Raw genomic sequence first — 19,296 nt, forward strand, 5'->3', positions numbered from 1 at the left:
GCATGGTAATTTACATTTATTTAGGAATTTTTTAAACATGTATTACTTATAATTATAGTATAGGTTGCAGATAATTAATAACTCCAATCCTAGTAGGAGGCTATTTAATTAATGGATACGTTAAATAATGATTTTCAAAACTTGAGCAGAAAGAATATGTCATTCAGTCAGGTGTTTCAGTATATTAAACAATTTATAGAAAAAGACCCTAATGGCTGCTATAAACTGATGTTTGGTACCGATTCGCAAGTCCACCCAGAATATACAAGATTCATAACCGGTATTGTTATTCATTGTAAAACGAAGGGTGCCTGGGCCTGTATTCGAAAAGTAATGGTACCAAGGAAGATGATTAATCTTCATGAGAGAATCTCCTTAGAAACGACATTAACAGAAGAAGTAGTTTCTATGTTCAGCGACGAAAAGAAAGAACAATTAATTGACATTATTTTACCAAATATATATAAAGGTGCATCCTTCTCGATTGAAGGTCATATTGACATTGGCTCTGGAAGCAGAAATAAAACAAAAATCTTTGTCGATGAAATGGTATTGCGAATGGAAACTTTAGGGATTGAACCAAAAATCAAACCGGATTCTTTTGTCGCAAGTTCTTACGCGAATCATTTCACAAAATAACTGGAATGACTCTCATGTGGGTGAAAAAGAAACAAACGCCCGAATGGTGTACTTCAGGGCGTGTAAAAAATCAAACAAAGATATCCAGTTGGCCTGAGCAAACATAGTAAATGGATAAGATTGGAATTTTCCAATTTACTATAAGTATGTCCACGTATCACACTAGGAGCAGCCCATCTAAATCAAAAACTTCAATCCTTTTATGTGACTTTTGCTTAATTAGTCCTTGTTCCTCAAGATCTGCCAATTTGCGGCTAATGGTTTCAGGTGTAGTTCCTAAATAAGAAGCTAAATCTTTTTTACTCATCGGCAATATAAATTCGTCCGTTTGTGCTTCGTTATCCACACACTCAGCTAAAAAAAGTGCTATTCTAGTCTCTACTTTTTCAGTCGCAAAGCGGGTGGTTTGTGTTTCTGACTGGTCCAGCCTTTTCGAAAACTCTGTGAGTATTTTAAAGGAAATGGAGGGATATTTTAAAAGCAGCATTTGTAAATCGGATCGTTTAATTTTACAAATACTTGTATCCATTATCGCTTCTGCATATGATTCGTGATTGGATTCATTAAATAGTGCATATTCTCCCGTATATTCTCCTGTATTTAATATACGTACCAGTTGTTCTTTTCCAGATTCTGATAATCGATAGATTCTCACTTTCCCTTTATTCACAATATATAAGGAATCCGATTGTTCACCTGCATGGTAAATCATTTCACCTTTTTTAAATGAAACAGATTGTGCTGTTGTCATTATTTCATTCATTTGGTCGTTTTCGAGATGATTAAAAATCGGTACCAATGAAACACACGATTGATTCGCTTCATTGGTATGATGAATGCAGTGTGTCTGAGAATACGGTTCATCTTTACTCATTTGCTTCACTCCTTCCGCTATTTACTAGTTGACTTTATTTCTATTATTATTTTTAGTATTTTTAGTATTTTTGATGTGTATATCTATCGTAGAATTTAATTGCTTTCATGTAAAGGATTTACGATGCATGGGCTGTTTGCAGGTTTGCTTCTGCCTTCCTGCTTTTATGATTGAAACGAATTAACCGCATCGCATTTAGAATAACAAGCAGTACACTTGCTTCATGTATAAACATGCCTGATGCCAAATGTACGGTCCCACCAAGAACTCCAGCCAATAATAAACCTACAATTGCCACCGCAAAGAATGTATTTTGCTTCATATTACGAATCGTTGCTTTAGATAGGGAGTATGCATGTGAGAATTGCATCAGTTTATCTGCCATTAAGACAATATCTGCAGTTTCCATAGATATATCTGTGCCGCCTTCTCCCATCGCAAGACCAATATCTGCTGTTGCAATGGCCGGTGCGTCATTGATTCCATCTCCCGCCATGGCAACTACATTTCCTTCACTTCTTAATTTTTTCACGAATTCAACTTTATTTTCTGGCAATAATTCTGCATGGAATTCATCCAACCCTAACTTCGTTGCAACCAATTCAGCTGTATGTTGATTATCCCCCGTCAGCATTACAATTTTTTTAATTCCATTTTTTCTCATTTCAGCTAAAGCTCTCGGTGCATCTTCACGAATTTGATCCGCAATGGAGAAGATACCAGAAACGATACCATCTACGGCAGCGAAAATTGCTGTGTTGCCAGCTTTTTCACGACCGGTAGCATATGCCAAGACATCTGCTGGCACGTCAATGTTTTCCGCATTCATTAATTTACGGTTTCCAATGATTAATTGGTGATTGTCGACAGTTGCACGAATCCCGTTCCCTTTAGTAACTTCTCCGTTCTTTGGTTCACTACGGTGCATCACATTTCTCACATTTGCCTCTTTTACAATCGTTTGACCTAAATGATGTTCCGATATTGTCTCGGCCGTTGCGACCAAGCCTAAGAGTTCATCCGAATCCTGATTATTAAATGTTTTTATATCCGTAACTTCGGGTTTCCCTTTTGTTAATGTACCCGTTTTATCAAAAATAAGTGTATCCACTTTGGAAAAATTATCCATGACTTCTCCACCTTTTACAAGGACACCATTTTTAGCTCCATTTCCAATACCCGCTACATTTGAAACAGGCGCTCCAATAACTAACGCACCAGGACAAGCGACTACCAAAAATGTGATGGCTAAATGCATGTCTCGAGAAATCGCATAGACAAGAACGGATAATACGACAACTGCTGGTGTGTATACATTTGCAAACTTATTAAGGAATTTTTCTGTTTTAGATTTTGATTCCTGTGCATCTTCAACAAGCTCGATTATTTTAGCAAACGTCGTATCGTCGCCAACTTTTTCAGCAACCATTTCAATATAGCCATTGTCAACTATCGTACCACTGTAAATCTGATCATCCAGCTCCTTTGAAGCAGGTACGGACTCACCTGTAATTGCTGCTTCATTTAAAGAGGCCCGACCGGATAGGATTCTGCCATCCACAGGAACCTTCCCACCAGAACGGATAATAACATGATCTCCTGTAACCACTTCTTCCACTGGAATCGTCAACTGATGTCCATCTCGGATAACAACCGCTTCTTGTGGAGCCATATCGACCAGTTCTTTTAACGATGAACGCGTCTTTTCCAACGTACGTACTTCCAAGTAATCACCAAACAAGAACAGGAATGTAACGATTGCTGATTCAACGTATTCTCCTATAAATAACGCACCGATCACAGCAATCGTTACTAATAATTCAATACTGTACGCTCTCATTCGAAGTGCCTGATAAGCTTTAATGAAAATAGGTACACCAGCGATTATGGTCGCTGCAATTAATGTAAGATCTTTGAGGTCTCCTCCATTTCCAATTAATCCAAAAGTAAAACCAAGTACAATTAAAATTGCTGATAATGCTGTTATGTGATTTTTGTATTTATTGATTGTCTTTATCATCATTACCTTTTCTCCTTTCCTCTGTTGTTTTCTTTCTGTCTTCATTGTATTGCTATTCTTGTTAAAAAAAATTGACCAAAATCAATTTTGGCATAAAAAAAGAAAAACATTTGAAAATTCTTTATGAATTTCAAATGCCTTTCTCTTAAAATCCTATATTAAGAAACCTTTGTTGATTTCACTGGATAACCTAATTTACTAATCGTCTCTTCTATTTTGCTTGCTTCAATTTTAGTATCATCAAATTCTGCTCGTACTTTACTGGAATTGAATAAAACTTTAGCAGATTCAATACCTTCTGTTTTACTTAATGTTGTTTCAATCTTTTTAATACATGATGGGCAACTTAGGGGTTCTAATTGAAATACGCCTTTACTCATTTTGTTTTCCTCCTTCTTATTTATATCCCTATTGTAATGCGTATTTCATGAAATTAACTTGATTAGCATCAAGTTTTGGAGTATTTTACATATAAAATTAATTCAAATGCACAATTCGGTACATTTTTACGATTTCACTAATTTCTGAGCTATGAAATGGGCTAGAGTAGCAATCAATAAAATAAGCATTAGCGGCAATCCAGAAACGAATCCAAATTCTACTTGCTGACTATGATTTCCATCAATTGAAAACATGTTTGGTGTATAACCATATGTAAGTAATAAACCTGTTCCGATCTGGACGACAAAATATAATAGAATAAAACTGATAATAAATGCGAAATATCTTTTCATGTTGCACCTCCTATACTTTCCTACGAATAATCACTTAAAAAGTTTCTGTTTTTTTACGCTTTTTTGCCTGTGCAAGTTAAACTTTGAATTAAAAATCGCGCTAGGCAGTAGTCTAGACAAATTGAAATTCCAAAGCTCTCTTCGTTAATTTTGTTGCTTATTATCTTCGGATTTACTATAAACTCCGAAGTAAGATAAACTTCGGCGACCGCTCTGGGAAATATACTTGCGGTTCGTGGGCGGCTGGTGAGCCCTCCTCGTGCTTCGCACTCCGAGGTCTCACCGATGCCTTTCCTCCCACTGGAGTCTTCGTATATTTCCCAGAGCTGGTTTGATTGTTATAAAAATCTCATCACACATCTTCAACAGTCCGGCATCGCTCTGGGCGGTGACTCCTGCGGGAAAAGCACGTGTTCGAAGACCAGAAGAGTGGTTTTCTCTTCGGGGCTGAGGGCGTGCCCTAAGGATGCGCATCCGCCCAGAGCGATCCCGGACGGCAGAACGAGCGCATTTCTCCTGAAAATATAACTAAAGTTAGTTCGCATTTTATCTCGACTCTGTGATGATATAAAAGCCTTTTTATTACTTAAGTTAAAAAGTGTATTAGAGAGATTCTAAGTAAATAAAGAGCACTAATCCTTTTCTGCAGATTAGCGCTCTTTATCAAGTATTCTTCGTATAACATCTGTTCAGATTGATTTTCAAAATCCGTATTCTGCTTCTTTCGCTTCACGAATTTCGGTGTATGTTTTCGTTAATACTACTGTATCTTCAACCAAGCGATCGAGACGGAATAACACATCATCATTCGTAATTTCTTTTCGATAGAAATCCTTTTCCTCAATAAATACATATGTCTGAACAATTTGTGCTTTCATATAACCCAAAATAGGTTTTAATTGATTTTCTGCAATTAAATAATGCTTTGACGAACCTGCTGTTACAACCATACTGACAACCTTATCTAGAAAAGCCTGCTCTGGCAGTAAATCAAAGATGTTTTTTAATGTGGCTGGTATAGACGCTTGGAAAATTGGTGTACCGAAAATGATGGCATCGGCTTCCATCAAAGTTTTCGTTACATATCCTGTATCACCTGTATACTCCAAATAATTACGCCCATCACTGAACTGAATATCATAATCAGCCAAATCAATTAATGTCACATCAGCTTCCGGGTACTTTTCAGTAACTGCTTTAACGGTATATTCCATTGCCGTTTTTGTTTTTGACCCCACGAGGGAACCGGATACTCCAACAACCTTCATTATCTCAACTCCTTACGTTTGTGCCGTATATTTTTTGATTGCCGGTAGAATTTCTGTACCGATCAACTCAATATTTTTCATTAATTTATCAAATGGTACACCACCAAAGTCCATTTGTGCGATATAACGCTGATGACCAAATAGTTCATGCTGATAAAGAATTTTCTCGATAATTTGTTGCGGGCTACCAATATTCATCACATCTCGCTTATCCGCTCCTTGAGCAAATTGCTGTTTCGGGTAGCCCCGACCGTTAATGAGCTCCATTCCCTGGTTAACGTGTGGATATATTTCTTTCTGGGCCTGTTGTGTTGTTTCAGCCGCATAGAAGAAACCAGCAGTAGATATCGGAAGCTCCGATGGATTGAAACCACTGCTTTTCGCAGCCTCACGGTAAGCATCAATGGAATACTTAAAGCTGGTAGCTGGTCCACCTAAAGTAGCCAAGAACATTGGCACACCTGCGTAACCCGCTTTAATTGCACTGGCAGGTGGTCCACCTACAGCACGCCAAATCGGCATAGAACCGTTTTGCGGACGGGGAATAACTTCTGCATTTTTTAATGGTGCGCGGAACTCTCCACTCCAATTGACAACTTTTTCCCTATTAATCTTTAATAACAACTCAAACTTTTCTTCATATAATTCTTCATAATCCCGAAGATTATAGCCTAGTAAATCAAATAGCCCCACTCTAGATGCACGGCCAGCAATAATCTCTGCTCGACCTTTGGAAATCAAATCAAGTGTAGCAAAATTCTCATACACACGCACCGGATCAGATGTACTGATAATCGTAGACGAGCTAGCAATTTTAATTTTTTCTGTAGCCTGAGCAATCGCCGCTAAAACAACAGCGTGCGCTTGCGTTGCAAAATACTCCTGATGACTTTCACCCACACTAAAAAAGTCTATCCCTGCCTGCTCAGCTAACTGAGCTAATTCAATGATTTCATGAATACGTTGTTCTGCAGAAATCCTCTCTCCTGTTAATGGATTTGGTATGTGGTCTCCCAATGTATAAAGTCCGAACTCTAATCCTTTACTTTGATCAATACGATATTTCTCCATTTTATGACTCAACCCTTCTATCCAACGATGTACTTTCTAATGTTATTATATAATATATTAATAATGATAGTAAGTACGCACTTAAAAGTGGTATAGTATACAAAAAGATACTAAGGAGAATGTTATATGGAAAAGGTACCAGAATATTGCCGTGTAGAAGATGCCTTAGGTATTTTAGTCGGAAAATGGAAACCGATTATTTTATTACATCTACTGCAGGAGGGTACAAAACGTTTTAGTGAATTAAAACGTAGCATGCCTGGAATCACACAAAAGATGCTAACCAAACAGTTACGGGAACTGGAAGAAGAAGATATTATACAACGCGTTGTTTATCCACAAGTTCCTCCAAAAGTTGAGTATTCCATTACAGAATATGGCAAAAGCCTGGAACCAATTTTAGAAGCCATGCACGAATGGGGTACAAATCACACATTGCATAAAATGAAAAAAATGAAACATGATAATGTGAAAGATAAAGCTTAACATAGGAGGCTAGTATAAGGAGAAGCGCTTGTTGCTGTCCTGTTCACTAGTCGTCACTGAAAATAATGCTAATAAAAGCTTGGAGAATATGTAAACTCATATTATATAATTAAAAGAACTCCGTTTTTTCCGGAGTCCTTTTACTTTTCCATAAATAGAAACACCGTATCCTCAATATCCAACTTTTCTGTTTTGTATCCTTTGTAACCAAGTTTTTCATAAAGTGCTATATTCTTCGTTGAGCGGCTGCCCGTGAACAGTTTAAACGTAACATGATTAAAGTACTTTTCGATTTCCTCCATCAATTTTCTCCCTATACCCTGATTCTGATATTCGGGATGTACCATGAGCTTATTAATGTGACAGTCCCCATTCTCCCCAAATGCTCTGACGGAACCAACAATTTTACCATCCTCGTTGAAATATTTTAGCACAACATTCTTTTCAAATGATCGGACAGCAGTTTCGATATCTTCTTTTAAAGGCATGATATCATAATCATTGTATAGTTCTGCTTCACTAATATAAGCAAGTTTTTGTATCTCCAAAATTACATTTGCGTCTTCCTTTGTTGCACGTTCAATCGTTGCCAAAAACCATCTTCCTCTCCAATAGTTTTTAAATATGTATTACAACACCCGTTACACGGAAGTTTAAGAAAATACTGTTTATCTTCATTTTACACTTATCTTGAGAAGTGAAGCAATAATTTCAGGAACAAAAAAAGCAAGCAGTGCTACTTGTATCATTTAGTAAGCACTGCTTGTTTTAATTATTAGACCAAAGATTTATGTGTTACTGTCCAGAATTCAATTGCGTTTTTAACTGTTGAACAACTTCTTGTGAAGCTGGAGCAGCAGGCTGATAATAGCCTTTTTGAAGAGCAAAATCATAGAGTGTTCGTTGGCGAACTTCATCTTGATTTCTTAATTGAATCAGCGTTTGTCTTAATTCAGCATTATTGGATTCACTAATGTAGCCAGCATATCCTGTCAAGCTAGCATTTAAACCTGCTAAATAATCATTGACCATATCTTTGTCTTGTAACATTGGTATTCCTCCTTATCCTAAAAAGCTCATTAATTGTTGTTTGGCTTGTCTTGCTGCTTGTGCATCTCTTTGTAAAATGGTCTTAAACTCTGGATCTGTGCAACTTTGTGCATAGTTATCCAATTTAGTCGCTACCGTACCATGCCCACCAATGATATGGCGCAGATGTTCAACTTCAAGTTCTGTTAAGTTATTCATAACTTATCCCTCCTTCATGATCACCTTTAATTTACCCATTACAAAAAAAGAAATACTCCATAAAAAAGAAAGAAGTTTACTGTACAAATAAAATAGGAAACCTCCACGAAGTTTCCGATCATCTCTTATAGAACATCATTAATATTTTGTTGTGCTTCTTTTACTTGTTGTCTTGTATCATGCAGTTTTTCGTATGCTTGTTGAAATTGTGGATTCTCTGTTGCCCCTGTACCTGCCTGGTTTTTTGTATTTTCCAATTCCTGTTCCGCTTGCTGCAGTTGCTGCTCTGCTTGTTCCAATAGTTGGCGATCGTAACCTTGTGCCCTTAGAATTGCATCTTGCGCTTCTTTTATTTGCTGACTTGCTTGCTGTAATTGCTGATGTATGTTCTGCTCTACCATATATACCCTCCGTTTTTGAAATCAATAAAATTCTTTATCTATTGTCCCTCAGATTTAATGTATTATGTGCAGGTAATCGTTTAACACTTTTATTTTTTTCACTAATTCCTCCTACGATTGAATAATAAAAACAAAAAATCCTCGCCCTTAGACAAAAATTGCCTTAAAGACGAGGAATATCTCGTGTTACCATCTTCATTCACATTACCATTTATCTGCTACTATCGATATAAATTTAGTTGACTTACTTAGCTTTGCTAAACTTGAGTTGTAAAAAGAATGATATAAATCAACAATTATTAAAATACCAAGTATAAGAATAATCATTGCATTTTCTGTAAGCTGAAAGACAATCAAATATATTAACCAGCTTTCTAAAAAATTGAAATATTAAGCTGAAAATCGACATGAATTAATTTTTACTTAGAGAGTTCCATTGAAATTAATCAATTATCCAGCAAGCAAGATGGAGGAATAATTCGATGTTGCGTTGCTTGTTCGTATGAGTATGCTATTTCGAGTAATGTTGGTTCACTGAAGGCTGTTGATGTAAAAGTGATGCCAACCGGTTCACCTTCATCTGTGTATCCTGCTGGAACGGTGATGGACGGATAACCTGCTTTAGCTGCTATCGATGATCCATAATAACTTGGAAAGACAATGGCATCAAGATCATTTGTTTTCAATACTGCATCGATACCATTTTCCCTGGATAAATATGCATCTTTCAGTAAGCTTTTCAAATAGGCAGCATCTGTAAGATTCCCACTTGTTTTTGCAGCATCCAACATTATTTTCTGGCCATATTTTAACGCTTTTTCACCGATTTCCTCATTCTTGTGAATGACATCATCAAGCGAATGAAGACCGTGTTTAGGATGTATTGTTTTTAAATATGCATTTAAATCACTCTTGAATTCATACTTCATGACGTTTATATCCCATTTTTCATCAGCCGAGGGAATAGAAACAGGGTCGATGACATCTGCTCCCAACTCTTTAACTTTTGCAATTGCCTGATCCAACACCTGAAGCATGGATTCACTTAAGCCATTAAAATAAGGACGCCGTGCAATTCCTATTTTCTTTCCTTTTAAGCCGTCTTTCAAAAGATGGGTTGTATAATCAACGTGAAGAAGTTCATTGCTTAAAGTCACCGGATCCTTATCGTCTTTCCCTTGCAGAAAACGAAGTAAGATTGCAGCATCTTTTACCGTTCTAGCCATTGGCCCAGCAGTATCCTGTGTATGGGAGATAGGAATGATTCCTGTACGACTAACCAAACCAATTGTAGGTTTGATACCCACTAAAGAATTTTGACTTGCTGGACTTATTATAGATCCCGATGTTTCTGTACCTATGGAGACCGTAGCAAGACTGGCTGCAATTGCTGCCCCCGAACCAGAACTCGATCCTCCTACTGTAAACTCTTTCCCATAAGGATTGATTACCTGCCCACCTCGTGAACTATAGCCAGATGGCATATTTTCAGCTATGAAGTTCGCCCATTCTGTCAGATTGGTTTTCCCAAGAATAATCGCTCCAGCCTCTCGAAGCAATTTCACGATAAAAGCATCTTCCTTGGCATAGGATTCTGCTAACAGAATCGATCCAGCACTTGTATGCATTTTATCATTCGTTTCAATATTATCTTTAATTAATACCGGGATTCCATGCAATGCACCTCTGCTCCCTCTTGTTTTTCTTTCATAGTCAAGAGCCGCTGCTTGCTGAAGGGCCTCTGGATTAATTTCAAGTACAGAATTCAGAACAGGTCCTGCCTTGTCATATTCCGCAATTCGATGTAGGTACATATAAACTAACTCATTTGAAGTTATTTCAAAGGTATTTAATTTTTGCTGCAGTTCATCGATTGTTGCTTCGATCAACCAATCTGACTCCATCAGTCGATTTTTCATATCATATCCCTTTCAAATCTTAAAGTTATTTTTAATTCACTTCATCGCAGCCATGACGTCTTGTAATTTATTTAATTCTTCTTCAGACAGTGTTACTCCTTTTCCCATCTTCTCTTTTCCAGGTGCCCAGTCCCGCAAATCATATTTAGGTTCTCTCCCATTCCAGCTGATTAAATTTAATTCCTTTGTCCAACCCTTTGGTGATTCGGAAAGTACTCCAATTGTTTCAATGATTTCATATTTCAGCTCTGCCACGACGTATCGACTCCTTTTTTCATATTGTAAATTACACCGTATAGTAAATCAAAAAATTCAAATACTAAATATAGTAGTTTCACATCTTTTTTAAAAAAGGAAGGTTAGACCATTGAGACATGTAAAAGCATTAGCCATCAAATTCACAATAACTTCCATTGTACTTTTCTCTATCTTAACGATATTTTTAACAGCTGGATTAGGTGAAATATTTTTCATGAGTGTACTTATAACAGGCATTGCATATGTAATCGGGGATCTCTTCATCTTACCCAGGTTCGGATATTTTCTTGCAGCTGTAGCTGACTTTGGCCTTGCCACTATCTCAGTCTGGTTTCTAAGTAGCCTATTCATAGGAACCGGTGAGTTCATTCTAATAGCTTCACTGGCAGCTGGTCTAAGTATAACAATTAGTGAATCGATTTTTCATATCTACATGAAAGAAAAAGTGTTAAACAAACAAACGTATGAAATTGGTTACTTTCGTAAACTTAATCAGATGCAGACAGAAATTGCTGAAGAAGACGATATACATAATTTGAAGCCTAAATCTGAAGATGATTGATGGGATCTAGCGTCCACTCGATTCCGCGATATGTAAATTTTTGACACGTATCTTATTGTAAATATTTCTTCCAATTATTCATATGCTATCTTATAAACTTTTTACAGGAGTGTACTGCGATGAATAATTCGTACAAAGATACTCCCCCAGACATTGGTGATCGGCTCTTATATTTTGGGGGAATGCTCGCAACAATTGGAAGTGTGATTGCATTTGTCGGTTCTACAATCATTTATGAAAGAGATTTTTCCGAACCAGATTCTGCAGAAAATGAAAGACAACTCTCCATGCAGCAATTAAACCAAATGCAAAAACAGATGGATGATTTGCAGAAAAAGATGGACCAAATTCAGAATGGGAGAAATCCTTAGCATTCTATGGAGTTTCTCCTGTAAGACGTTGCTCACAGATAACATTTAAGGGACACCCCTCACATATAGGGGTTGATTTACAATGCACTTTTGCGTGTTCTACCAGCAATGCATGGTACTCATTATACAGTTTTAAATCACTTGGTAACTCTTTTTCAACCTCCATTCTGAAACCATCATAAGTTGCGGGCATATCAACTCCCAACCTGTAAAAAATCCTTCTGGCATATGCATCAACAACGAATATCGGCTTATCAAATGCATACAACAGCATCACATCAGCTGTTTCCTTGCCAATTATTAATCTGAAGAAGCTCATAGCGCAATTGTTTTCTGTCTAACTTTTTTATTTGTTCACAATCATAATCATATGTTTTAAACCAATCCATGAATGCTTTCATCCGTTTTGCTTTTACATTGAAAAAACCGCTGGATCTAATTAACTGAGCCAGCTCATCTATCGGTAATTCGTATATTACTTTCGGATCGAGATAAGGTCTTAACTTTGCTAATGCTTTATCCACATTTCTCCAATTCGTATTTTGAACAAGTATGGATCCAATCATCATTTCAAAAGCAGTGTCAGCTGGCCACCAGCTTTGGGGACCATAATAATCGTATAATCGATCATGAATGGATTTGAAGTTTTGTTGCATAGAATGTTCCTCCTACAGCGACAAATAGAATATATTTATAGATTTTAATTCCTACCCAATTCTTTTTCTATTCCCGAATGAAGCAAATTCATTCCAATAGCTATCATTTTCCAGTAAACTCTTGCTTGACGATATAGCAATGAAGGAGAAAAATAATGCCAAAAGTATTTAGCGATATCATTCAGTTTCGCGGAAAACATTATGATTTTGGATATATGCAAGGTGAGCTGTTAAAGGATTCTAAGGTTCTGCTTCATCGTAAAAAACAATCGAAAAAACGCTGGAGGCATTTTCTTTTTGAAGAAAGTGAAGTAAGACAAGCTTTCGCCCGTTTTGCCCCGGCAATATGGGAAGAACTTCACGGTCTTGCAGATGCGCTGTCAATGGATTTTGAGGATTCCATACGAGAGTTCGGCGGATATTACTACGAGTATGGGCGTAGTGGGTGTTCTATTTTTACCGATTCCGACTATATGATCCGTAACTATGATAATGCTCCACTTACCTATGAGGGACGGTATTTACTTTATCAGCCGACAGATAACGGATATGCAGTAATCGGACCTTCAATGCAGATAACAGGAAGGACAGATGGCTTAAATGAAAAAGGACTAGTCATGGGCTATAACTTTGTCAATCGAAAGAAGTCAGATGATGGGTTTCTATGCAATATGGTTGGACGTATTATATTGGAAACCTGTGCCACTGTGAAGGAAGCTATTTCACTTTTGAAAGAAATTCCACATCGCCATTCCTTTAGTTATGTTTTGCTGGATCAAACGGGTGAATCTGTAGTTGTTGAAATTTCACCAAGAAATGTAACTATTCGCCAGGCTCATATATGCACCAACCATTTCGAAAAATTAACTGTAGAAAATCGCTATCAGATGGATGATTCAATTAGAAGACAAGAAGTAATGGAGCAAGCACAAGTAACGATAACAGATCCATTCCAAGCCTATAAAATGTTAAATGATACAGACAAGGGTATTTTCTCAAAGAAGTACGGAGCATGGGCAGGCACACTACATACTGCCGCTTATTTACCAAAGGAAATGAAAGCCTGGTTTGCTCTAGGAGGAAACAGATCTCCACTCATATTTGATTTCAACAAATGGCTGAATGGCGAAAAACTGAATGTAACTCAAATAAAAGGAGAACTCGATTCCACAGACACTTTTATCAATGACTCACCTATCCCAGAGTGAAAGTGACAACTAACCTTAGAATAATTGAGCTGAAAATAACACTGCTCTAAACACTTTTCATTAACTTTGTTGCTTTTTTCATCGCAGTTTCTATAAAATGCGATGATAAACTTCGGCGACCGCTCCGGGAAATATACTTCGCTTTCCGTGGGCGGCTGGTGAGCCCTCCTCGTGCTGCGCAGTCCGGGTGAGTGGCGGGCGGTGACTCCTGCGGGAAAAGCACGTGTCCGAAGACCAGAAGAGCGGTTTTCTCTTCGGGGCTGAGGCCGTGCCCGCGGAAAGCATCCGCCCAGAGCGACCCCGGACGGCAACAATAGCACATATGTTAGAATACCAACCAGAAGTTAGTTAGTTCGCAGTTTATCTCAGCTCCGCCATGATCAAAAAGCAATAAATATTATAAACAGCCTTATTTTCAAAAGTTGAGTAAATGAGAAATAATATTTGTTAATCCCAGTGATTTTAATTATACAAATAGATAGAATTTTAAATGACGTTATAATTTCAATAGCTTTACATCTTCTTCTTAAACGATTATTCTTTTACTATTGAAACAAAGTATAAGCAATTTAGCGATGAGAAATGCAAGGAGGAATTATCAATGACAATGAAAAAAACATTAACACTAGCCGGATCTGATTCGAGTGGTGGTGCGGGTATAGCAGCAGATCTTAAAACTTTTCAGGAATATGACGTCTACGGCATGACAGCCTTAACATCAATTGTAACAATGGATCCAAAGGGCTGGAGTCATAATGTTACACCAATAGATGTTGATGTGGTTGAGAAACAGTTGGATACCATTTTATCTGTTGGCGTCGATGCAATGAAATCCGGGATGCTCGGTTCCGTGGATATCATTAAATTAGGAGCAAAGAAAATAGATGAATACAAGATCGACAACTATGTACTGGACCCAGTAATGGTTTGTAAAGGCGATGATGAAGTACTGCAACCGGAAAATACGGATGCAATGCGTGATTACCTTCTCCCCCGATCATTAGTTACTACTCCAAATCTGTTTGAGGCTGGCCAATTAGCTCAAAATGGTCCACTAAAAACCGTTGACGACATGAAAGAAGCTGCAGTTAAAATTCATGAACTTGGTGCTAAAAATGTAGTCATTAAGGGCGGAAAAGCTTTAGATCACGAAAAAGCTATCGATTTATTCTATGATGGACAAGACTTCGAAATCTTGGAGAGAGATAAAATTGAAACTACGTACAACCACGGAGCAGGTTGCACATTTGCAGCAGCAATTACAGCAAACTTGGCTCACGGCAAATCCGTTAAAGAATCGGTATTAGCAGCAAAAGATTTTGTTACAGCCGCAATATTAAATGGCTGGAAATTGAATGAATATGTTGGACCAGTCATGCATGGTGCATATAATAAAGTAGCAAACTAAAGATTTTAATTAACCCTCTTAGAAGCAGAACGTTCTACTTCTAAGAGGGTTTTAAATTTAAAAACGTATCTGATTTTATCTTAAAGTAATTCTCTTACCCGTTTCTCTATCATGGACGAAGAAACTAAGTATAAGCCCTACAATAGCGATAATCCCGGTGACAAGAAATGATACATTCACGCCATGAATTATTCCTTGGATACCTTCTTCAGGAATTGCGGTTGTCGTCATTATTGTTATTGGCAATGCTGTTCCAATTGCACCGGACACTTGACGTAATGTATTATTAACTGCTGTACCATGTGCCATTAATTCATTAGGCAAGACATTTAAACCTGCAGTAGTTACTGGCATCATCGCCATCGCTACCCCCATCATTCGAAAGGCATGTACCAACGATATATACATGAAGGACGTGTCCTTAGTCAGAAAGGCAAACATAAATGTTGTAATCACGATGATACTTAATCCCACGATTGCCAAATACCTCGCCCCATATATATCAAACAGTTTCCCTGTTATCGGGTTCATAATCCCTTGTAATATTGCTCCTGTCAAAAGAGCAAGTCCGGACTCGAACGCAGAAAATCCTAACATGGTTTGCATATATAATGGCAGTACGACTGCTGCCCCAATCATCGCCATAAAGGTAACCATACCTAAGACAGTTGTAATCGTAAATATCTTGTATTTAAACACTCTAAATTCAAGTATCGGTTGTTCCAGTTTGAACTGCCGTAAAACAAACCAGAGGAGCGTCACTAAACCAACAATCATCGATATAATTACTTGTTGACTTGACCACCCTGCTGTCCCAGCAATACTGAATCCATATAAAAAACCACCAAATCCAAAAGTGGATAATATAATTGACAAAATATCCAATTTAGGAAATGTCCGTTTTGTCACATTTTTAAGAATAAAATAAGCAATGATAATATCAATTATTGCTATCGGTAAAATCATGAAGAATAATGTTCTCCAAGGGAAATTTTCTACAATATATCCTGAAAGTGATGGTCCAATTGCTGGTGCAAATGCTATTACCAATCCGAACATTCCCATCGCTGTTCCCCTTTTTTCAATCGGGAAAATCAACATTAAGATTGTCTGCATCAATGGCATTATAATACCTGCACCCGCTGCTTGAAGAATTCTCCCTGACAATAAGAATGTAAAGCTTGGTGCAATCGCACATACTAAAGTACCAGCAGTGAACAAGGTCATCGCCGTTAGAAACAGACTTCTTGTTGTAAAAGTTCCAATCAAAAACGCTGTAACGGGTATCATAATACCGTTTACCAACATAAATACAGATTGTAACCACTGGACCGTATTTGCATCTAAATTTAAATCACTCATAATATGAGGAAGCGCAGTTCCTAATAGTGTTTGGTTTAATATTGCTATAAAAGCCCCAGATATTAAAACGATCATTATTGGTATTCTTTTTATTGGTTCTTCTGAATCTACATGATGAGTCCCCATATTCATACCCTTCTTTCTAATCTAATAAAAGAATTCTATATAAATTAAAATGGTACGCTTCTAAAAGACTTAAATCAAGAAAAATCTTCCAACGTAAACATTTCTTACGATGAGAGCATCAATATATGTAAGTATATCTAACATAAACATAAACATTTAATGAGATTTTGTAAGATAATCTAACACCTTTAATGACAAACAATTCAAATTAATTTAAACTACCTGTAGCACATACTTTGTTGTTTTTTTATCTCAAGCCCTTTTACCCCAAGAAGATCAGAGCAAAATAATTTTGGATTATGGAGGTGTATTGTTGATGGAAAATCAACTTCGAATGGCTGTTGAAGAAGCCAAAAAATATTATATAAGAAAACTTTCTGATGCAGGTATATTAGACAAAACGGGTAAGGAGTATACATTAGTCCCATTAAGCGAACTGGAACAGATGTATAAAAGTCATCTACAATTAAAGCAAACGATGAATAAAACGCCATAACCCATAGTAATAGGAAAGAAAATATAGATAAAAATAAAATTCATCCATCGATATTACTCTAACAGATAAATAAAAAAATGAAGCTTGAGTGAAGGAGAAGGATATATTGGCTTCTTACAGAGATAAAAAAGTTATTACAATTGGTATCGTACATGAATTAACAGGTCTATCCGAAAGGCGAATACGTTATTACGAAGAACGTGGATTGATTTTTCCCGAAAGAACGACCCGCGGCACAAGAAAATACTCCTTTTCAGATATTGAATTATTAATTAAGATTGCCAATAAGCGTGAAGAAGGCGTCCAAACAAATGAGATTAAGAAAGATATGCAGAATGAGAGAAAGAAAAAAAATATGCATGACGGAATAATTCAAGGTCAGTTGAATGCCCATTTTAAGACGAATAGCAGGCCAAATATAAAGTAAGGATTACATCATAAGTTTGCTGAATCAGTGTTATAGATTGACTCTAAAGAATTATTAATTGCTTCCTCTGATTATATAGAAACGAAGCTCCCCCATTAAAACCGTCTTCGTTTTCCCTTTTTCACTTGTTTAAAGCAAATATATTTCTTTTGTACTTATCTCTGCGTAAAAACAGATGGCTTTTGGGCAGATCGACTACGAAATCACGAAATAAGTTTACTTCTCATTAGATGTGGCAATATTACAGAGTATAGAACATCTTAAGGAGTGAACATATTGAAAAGGAAATTCTTAACATTGATAACCTTTATCCTACTAGCATCCGTAATCGCCGCCTGCGGGAATGAAGGCGAAAACACAACCGAGAATGAGGGTGGCGAAGAAGTTACAGAATCACCAGAAGAATTTAGCTCTACGGAGGCTGATAATCAATCCATTGATGATTCCGAGAAAACAGAAGTTGATACGGAATCTGACCATCAGTATACAGATATGGGTGACGGAACAAGAACAGATTCCGATGGTACAGATACAACAAAAGAAAACAACAATAACAACCGAAATCCCGGTAATGAAGCGGATTATACATTTACCAGTTTCGATTTAGAAGCTGATTTCGAGGGTACGGAAGACGCCGTTGATGTCGACTATGAAATGGATGGAGAAAAGTCAGAAGCCTCTTATACAGACAAGCTACAAGGTATACAATTAGCTGGTGATGAGGCGATGCAGGAACTTGATAGTATCTTTTCAACTTTTGAATTTGACGAGAATACTTCAGATGAAGAAGTATTAAATGCAGTATTTGAAGCTTTTAAAATTCCAAAAGATGCAAAAAATGTTGAACTCGAAATTGACTATATAGGTGGTACTGAAAAAGAATATAAGCAGTAATCAGTCAGCTAGCTGATTTTATATAAAAACAGACCTTCTGTTCCATATGCAGAGGTCTGTTTTTTTACCTATTTTTAACCAAAAAGCTCTTTACTACCTTGTTAGTGCATTCCATCTTCAAACGGATAAATCTTCTGTTTCTTCGCTTCCTCGTAATGATTTGTAATTATTTCATCAAGAATTTCCTCCGAATCTTTATTATCCGTTTCCAGCCCTAATTGTTCAGCAGATTTCATAACTTTCATTTCGCGAATTTCTTTCATTATGTCACGAGGATCTTTTCCCTCGGTTGAAATATCTAATTTTTCTGCTTTAGACTTTATATGTGTTTCCATGACTTTTTTCTTTAATGCTTTTATATCTTTACCTTCTGCAGAAATACCTAAGTCTTCTGCTTTCTGCTTAAGCATTGTTTCACGGAGTTCCTTAGCGATAGCCTTATCTTCTTTTCCTTCTGTTTCTAATCCCAATTCTTCTGCTTTATGAACGACTTTCGCATGATGAACTTCTTTTTCAAGTTCCTGTAAATTTTTACCCTCCGACGCAATTCCAAGCTCTATTGCAGCTTGTTTTACTACTTCTTCGTGAACTTCAGCTGCTAAAGAATCCATATCCTTGCCTTCTGTTTCAATCCCCAATTCCATCGCATGCAGCTTTAACAATGCATCACTTTCGAAGCGTTTCTCTTCAACGTTCCCGTTGTAAACTTCCTCCGAATTCCATACTTGGCTATCATCGAAATAAGCAGACACCAGGGAAGCCTGGGGCGAAAGTGAAAGCATGAGCACAGCTGCCATAAAAACAAATAAACCTTTACTCATTTTAAAAACATCCTTCCTGTAGTAAAATACTATTTTTCACTTCTTAG

General features: G+C 37.0%; 24 protein-coding genes. 9 read left to right on the forward strand and 15 right to left on the reverse strand.

The annotated features are described in order from the left end of the window. The first annotated feature begins 111 nt into the window (after window positions 1-111). On the forward strand, window positions 112-639 hold the full coding sequence (locus ACFOUV_RS12535; RefSeq protein WP_379497111.1) for a ribonuclease H-like YkuK family protein: 528 nt from the start codon (window positions 112-114) through the stop codon (window positions 637-639). 157 nt (window positions 640-796) lie between these two features. On the opposite strand, the gene ACFOUV_RS12540 is transcribed toward ACFOUV_RS12535, so the two are convergent. From ACFOUV_RS12540 to ACFOUV_RS12565, 6 genes are all read right to left on the reverse strand, one after another. After that, a complete protein-coding gene (locus tag ACFOUV_RS12540; protein WP_379497112.1) occupies window positions 797-1,513 on the reverse strand; it encodes a Crp/Fnr family transcriptional regulator in 717 nt (238 codons plus the stop codon). Window positions 1,514-1,631: 118 nt separating this feature from the next. Further along, the gene (locus ACFOUV_RS12545) at window positions 1,632-3,533 is read right to left on the reverse strand and encodes a heavy metal translocating P-type ATPase (RefSeq protein WP_379497262.1); all 1,902 of its coding nucleotides are present in this window, start codon (window positions 3,531-3,533) and stop codon (window positions 1,632-1,634) included. A 158-nt stretch (window positions 3,534-3,691) separates the two neighbouring features. Then, the gene (locus ACFOUV_RS12550; protein ID WP_379497113.1) at window positions 3,692-3,913 is read right to left on the reverse strand and encodes a heavy-metal-associated domain-containing protein; all 222 of its coding nucleotides are present in this window, start codon (window positions 3,911-3,913) and stop codon (window positions 3,692-3,694) included. A 126-nt stretch (window positions 3,914-4,039) separates the two neighbouring features. Beyond that, window positions 4,040-4,267 carry a hypothetical protein gene (locus ACFOUV_RS12555; protein WP_379497114.1) on the reverse strand — a complete coding sequence of 76 codons (228 nt, stop codon included), beginning with the start codon at window positions 4,265-4,267 and terminating at the stop codon, window positions 4,040-4,042. Between the two features lie 701 nt (window positions 4,268-4,968). Then, complete coding sequence (locus ACFOUV_RS12560; RefSeq protein WP_379497115.1) at window positions 4,969-5,535, reverse strand: NADPH-dependent FMN reductase; 567 nt, start codon at window positions 5,533-5,535, stop codon at window positions 4,969-4,971. Between the two features lie 12 nt (window positions 5,536-5,547). After that, on the reverse strand, window positions 5,548-6,606 hold the full coding sequence (locus ACFOUV_RS12565) for an LLM class flavin-dependent oxidoreductase (protein WP_379497116.1): 1,059 nt from the start codon (window positions 6,604-6,606) through the stop codon (window positions 5,548-5,550). Window positions 6,607-6,732: 126 nt separating this feature from the next. Here ACFOUV_RS12565 and ACFOUV_RS12570 point away from each other — a divergent pair, with 126 nt between their 5' ends. Further along, window positions 6,733-7,092, forward strand: coding sequence for a winged helix-turn-helix transcriptional regulator (locus ACFOUV_RS12570; RefSeq protein WP_379497117.1), 360 nt, complete (start codon window positions 6,733-6,735; stop codon window positions 7,090-7,092). A gap of 140 nt (window positions 7,093-7,232) precedes the next feature. Here ACFOUV_RS12570 and ACFOUV_RS12575 read toward each other — a convergent pair whose 3' ends face one another. The 6 genes from ACFOUV_RS12575 to ACFOUV_RS12600 all read right to left on the reverse strand — a co-directional run bounded on the left by ACFOUV_RS12575 (window position 7,233) and on the right by ACFOUV_RS12600 (window position 10,915). Then, complete coding sequence (locus tag ACFOUV_RS12575; RefSeq protein ID WP_379497118.1) at window positions 7,233-7,685, reverse strand: GNAT family N-acetyltransferase; 453 nt, start codon at window positions 7,683-7,685, stop codon at window positions 7,233-7,235. 202 nt (window positions 7,686-7,887) lie between these two features. Continuing rightward, entirely contained in the window at window positions 7,888-8,142 is a 255-nt protein-coding gene (locus tag ACFOUV_RS12580) for a spore coat protein (protein WP_379497119.1), read from the reverse strand. Window positions 8,143-8,154: 12 nt separating this feature from the next. After that, window positions 8,155-8,340 (reverse strand): hypothetical protein, encoded by a 186-nt coding sequence (locus tag ACFOUV_RS12585; RefSeq protein WP_379497120.1) that lies wholly within the window; start codon window positions 8,338-8,340, stop codon window positions 8,155-8,157. Window positions 8,341-8,465: 125 nt separating this feature from the next. After that, window positions 8,466-8,741 carry a hypothetical protein gene (locus ACFOUV_RS12590; RefSeq protein ID WP_379497121.1) on the reverse strand — a complete coding sequence of 92 codons (276 nt, stop codon included), beginning with the start codon at window positions 8,739-8,741 and terminating at the stop codon, window positions 8,466-8,468. Window positions 8,742-9,187: 446 nt separating this feature from the next. Next, window positions 9,188-10,660, reverse strand: coding sequence for an amidase (locus tag ACFOUV_RS12595; RefSeq protein ID WP_379497122.1), 1,473 nt, complete (start codon window positions 10,658-10,660; stop codon window positions 9,188-9,190). Window positions 10,661-10,696: 36 nt separating this feature from the next. Beyond that, window positions 10,697-10,915, reverse strand: coding sequence for a YdbC family protein (locus ACFOUV_RS12600; RefSeq protein ID WP_379497123.1), 219 nt, complete (start codon window positions 10,913-10,915; stop codon window positions 10,697-10,699). 112 nt (window positions 10,916-11,027) lie between these two features. Here ACFOUV_RS12600 and ACFOUV_RS12605 point away from each other — a divergent pair, with 112 nt between their 5' ends. Next, a complete protein-coding gene (locus ACFOUV_RS12605; RefSeq protein ID WP_379497124.1) occupies window positions 11,028-11,480 on the forward strand; it encodes a YndM family protein in 453 nt (150 codons plus the stop codon). Between the two features lie 119 nt (window positions 11,481-11,599). Beyond that, entirely contained in the window at window positions 11,600-11,851 is a 252-nt protein-coding gene (locus ACFOUV_RS12610; RefSeq protein ID WP_379497125.1) for a hypothetical protein, read from the forward strand. Between the two features lie 278 nt (window positions 11,852-12,129). On the opposite strand, the gene ACFOUV_RS12615 is transcribed toward ACFOUV_RS12610, so the two are convergent. Next, window positions 12,130-12,507 carry an endonuclease III domain-containing protein gene (locus ACFOUV_RS12615; protein WP_379497126.1) on the reverse strand — a complete coding sequence of 126 codons (378 nt, stop codon included), beginning with the start codon at window positions 12,505-12,507 and terminating at the stop codon, window positions 12,130-12,132. Between the two features lie 155 nt (window positions 12,508-12,662). On the opposite strand from ACFOUV_RS12615, the gene ACFOUV_RS12620 reads away from it, so the two are divergent. Next, a complete protein-coding gene (locus ACFOUV_RS12620; protein ID WP_379497127.1) occupies window positions 12,663-13,715 on the forward strand; it encodes a C45 family autoproteolytic acyltransferase/hydolase in 1,053 nt (350 codons plus the stop codon). Between the two features lie 601 nt (window positions 13,716-14,316). Then, on the forward strand, window positions 14,317-15,123 hold the full coding sequence (gene pdxK, locus ACFOUV_RS12625; RefSeq protein ID WP_379497128.1) for a pyridoxine/pyridoxal/pyridoxamine kinase: 807 nt from the start codon (window positions 14,317-14,319) through the stop codon (window positions 15,121-15,123). Between the two features lie 75 nt (window positions 15,124-15,198). Here pdxK and ACFOUV_RS12630 read toward each other — a convergent pair whose 3' ends face one another. Continuing rightward, window positions 15,199-16,611 (reverse strand): MDR family MFS transporter, encoded by a 1,413-nt coding sequence (locus tag ACFOUV_RS12630; protein WP_379497129.1) that lies wholly within the window; start codon window positions 16,609-16,611, stop codon window positions 15,199-15,201. 313 nt (window positions 16,612-16,924) lie between these two features. On the opposite strand from ACFOUV_RS12630, the gene ACFOUV_RS12635 reads away from it, so the two are divergent. The 3 genes from ACFOUV_RS12635 (at window position 16,925) to ACFOUV_RS12645 (ending at window position 18,428) form a co-directional block, all read left to right on the forward strand. Beyond that, window positions 16,925-17,107 carry a hypothetical protein gene (locus ACFOUV_RS12635; protein WP_379497130.1) on the forward strand — a complete coding sequence of 61 codons (183 nt, stop codon included), beginning with the start codon at window positions 16,925-16,927 and terminating at the stop codon, window positions 17,105-17,107. A 106-nt stretch (window positions 17,108-17,213) separates the two neighbouring features. Further along, window positions 17,214-17,534, forward strand: coding sequence for a MerR family transcriptional regulator (locus ACFOUV_RS12640; RefSeq protein WP_379497131.1), 321 nt, complete (start codon window positions 17,214-17,216; stop codon window positions 17,532-17,534). A gap of 276 nt (window positions 17,535-17,810) precedes the next feature. Further along, window positions 17,811-18,428, forward strand: a complete 618-nt coding sequence (locus ACFOUV_RS12645) for a YusW family protein (protein WP_379497132.1) — start codon at window positions 17,811-17,813, stop codon at window positions 18,426-18,428. Between the two features lie 101 nt (window positions 18,429-18,529). Here the strand turns inward: ACFOUV_RS12645 and ACFOUV_RS12650 are convergent, their stop codons facing one another. Then, window positions 18,530-19,249, reverse strand: coding sequence for a hypothetical protein (locus ACFOUV_RS12650; RefSeq protein ID WP_379497133.1), 720 nt, complete (start codon window positions 19,247-19,249; stop codon window positions 18,530-18,532). Between the last annotated feature and the right edge of the window lie 47 nt (window positions 19,250-19,296).

The organism is Oceanobacillus longus (genome assembly GCF_042650085.1).
GTDB classification, from domain to species: domain Bacteria; phylum Bacillota; class Bacilli; order Bacillales; family Amphibacillaceae; genus Oceanobacillus; species Oceanobacillus longus.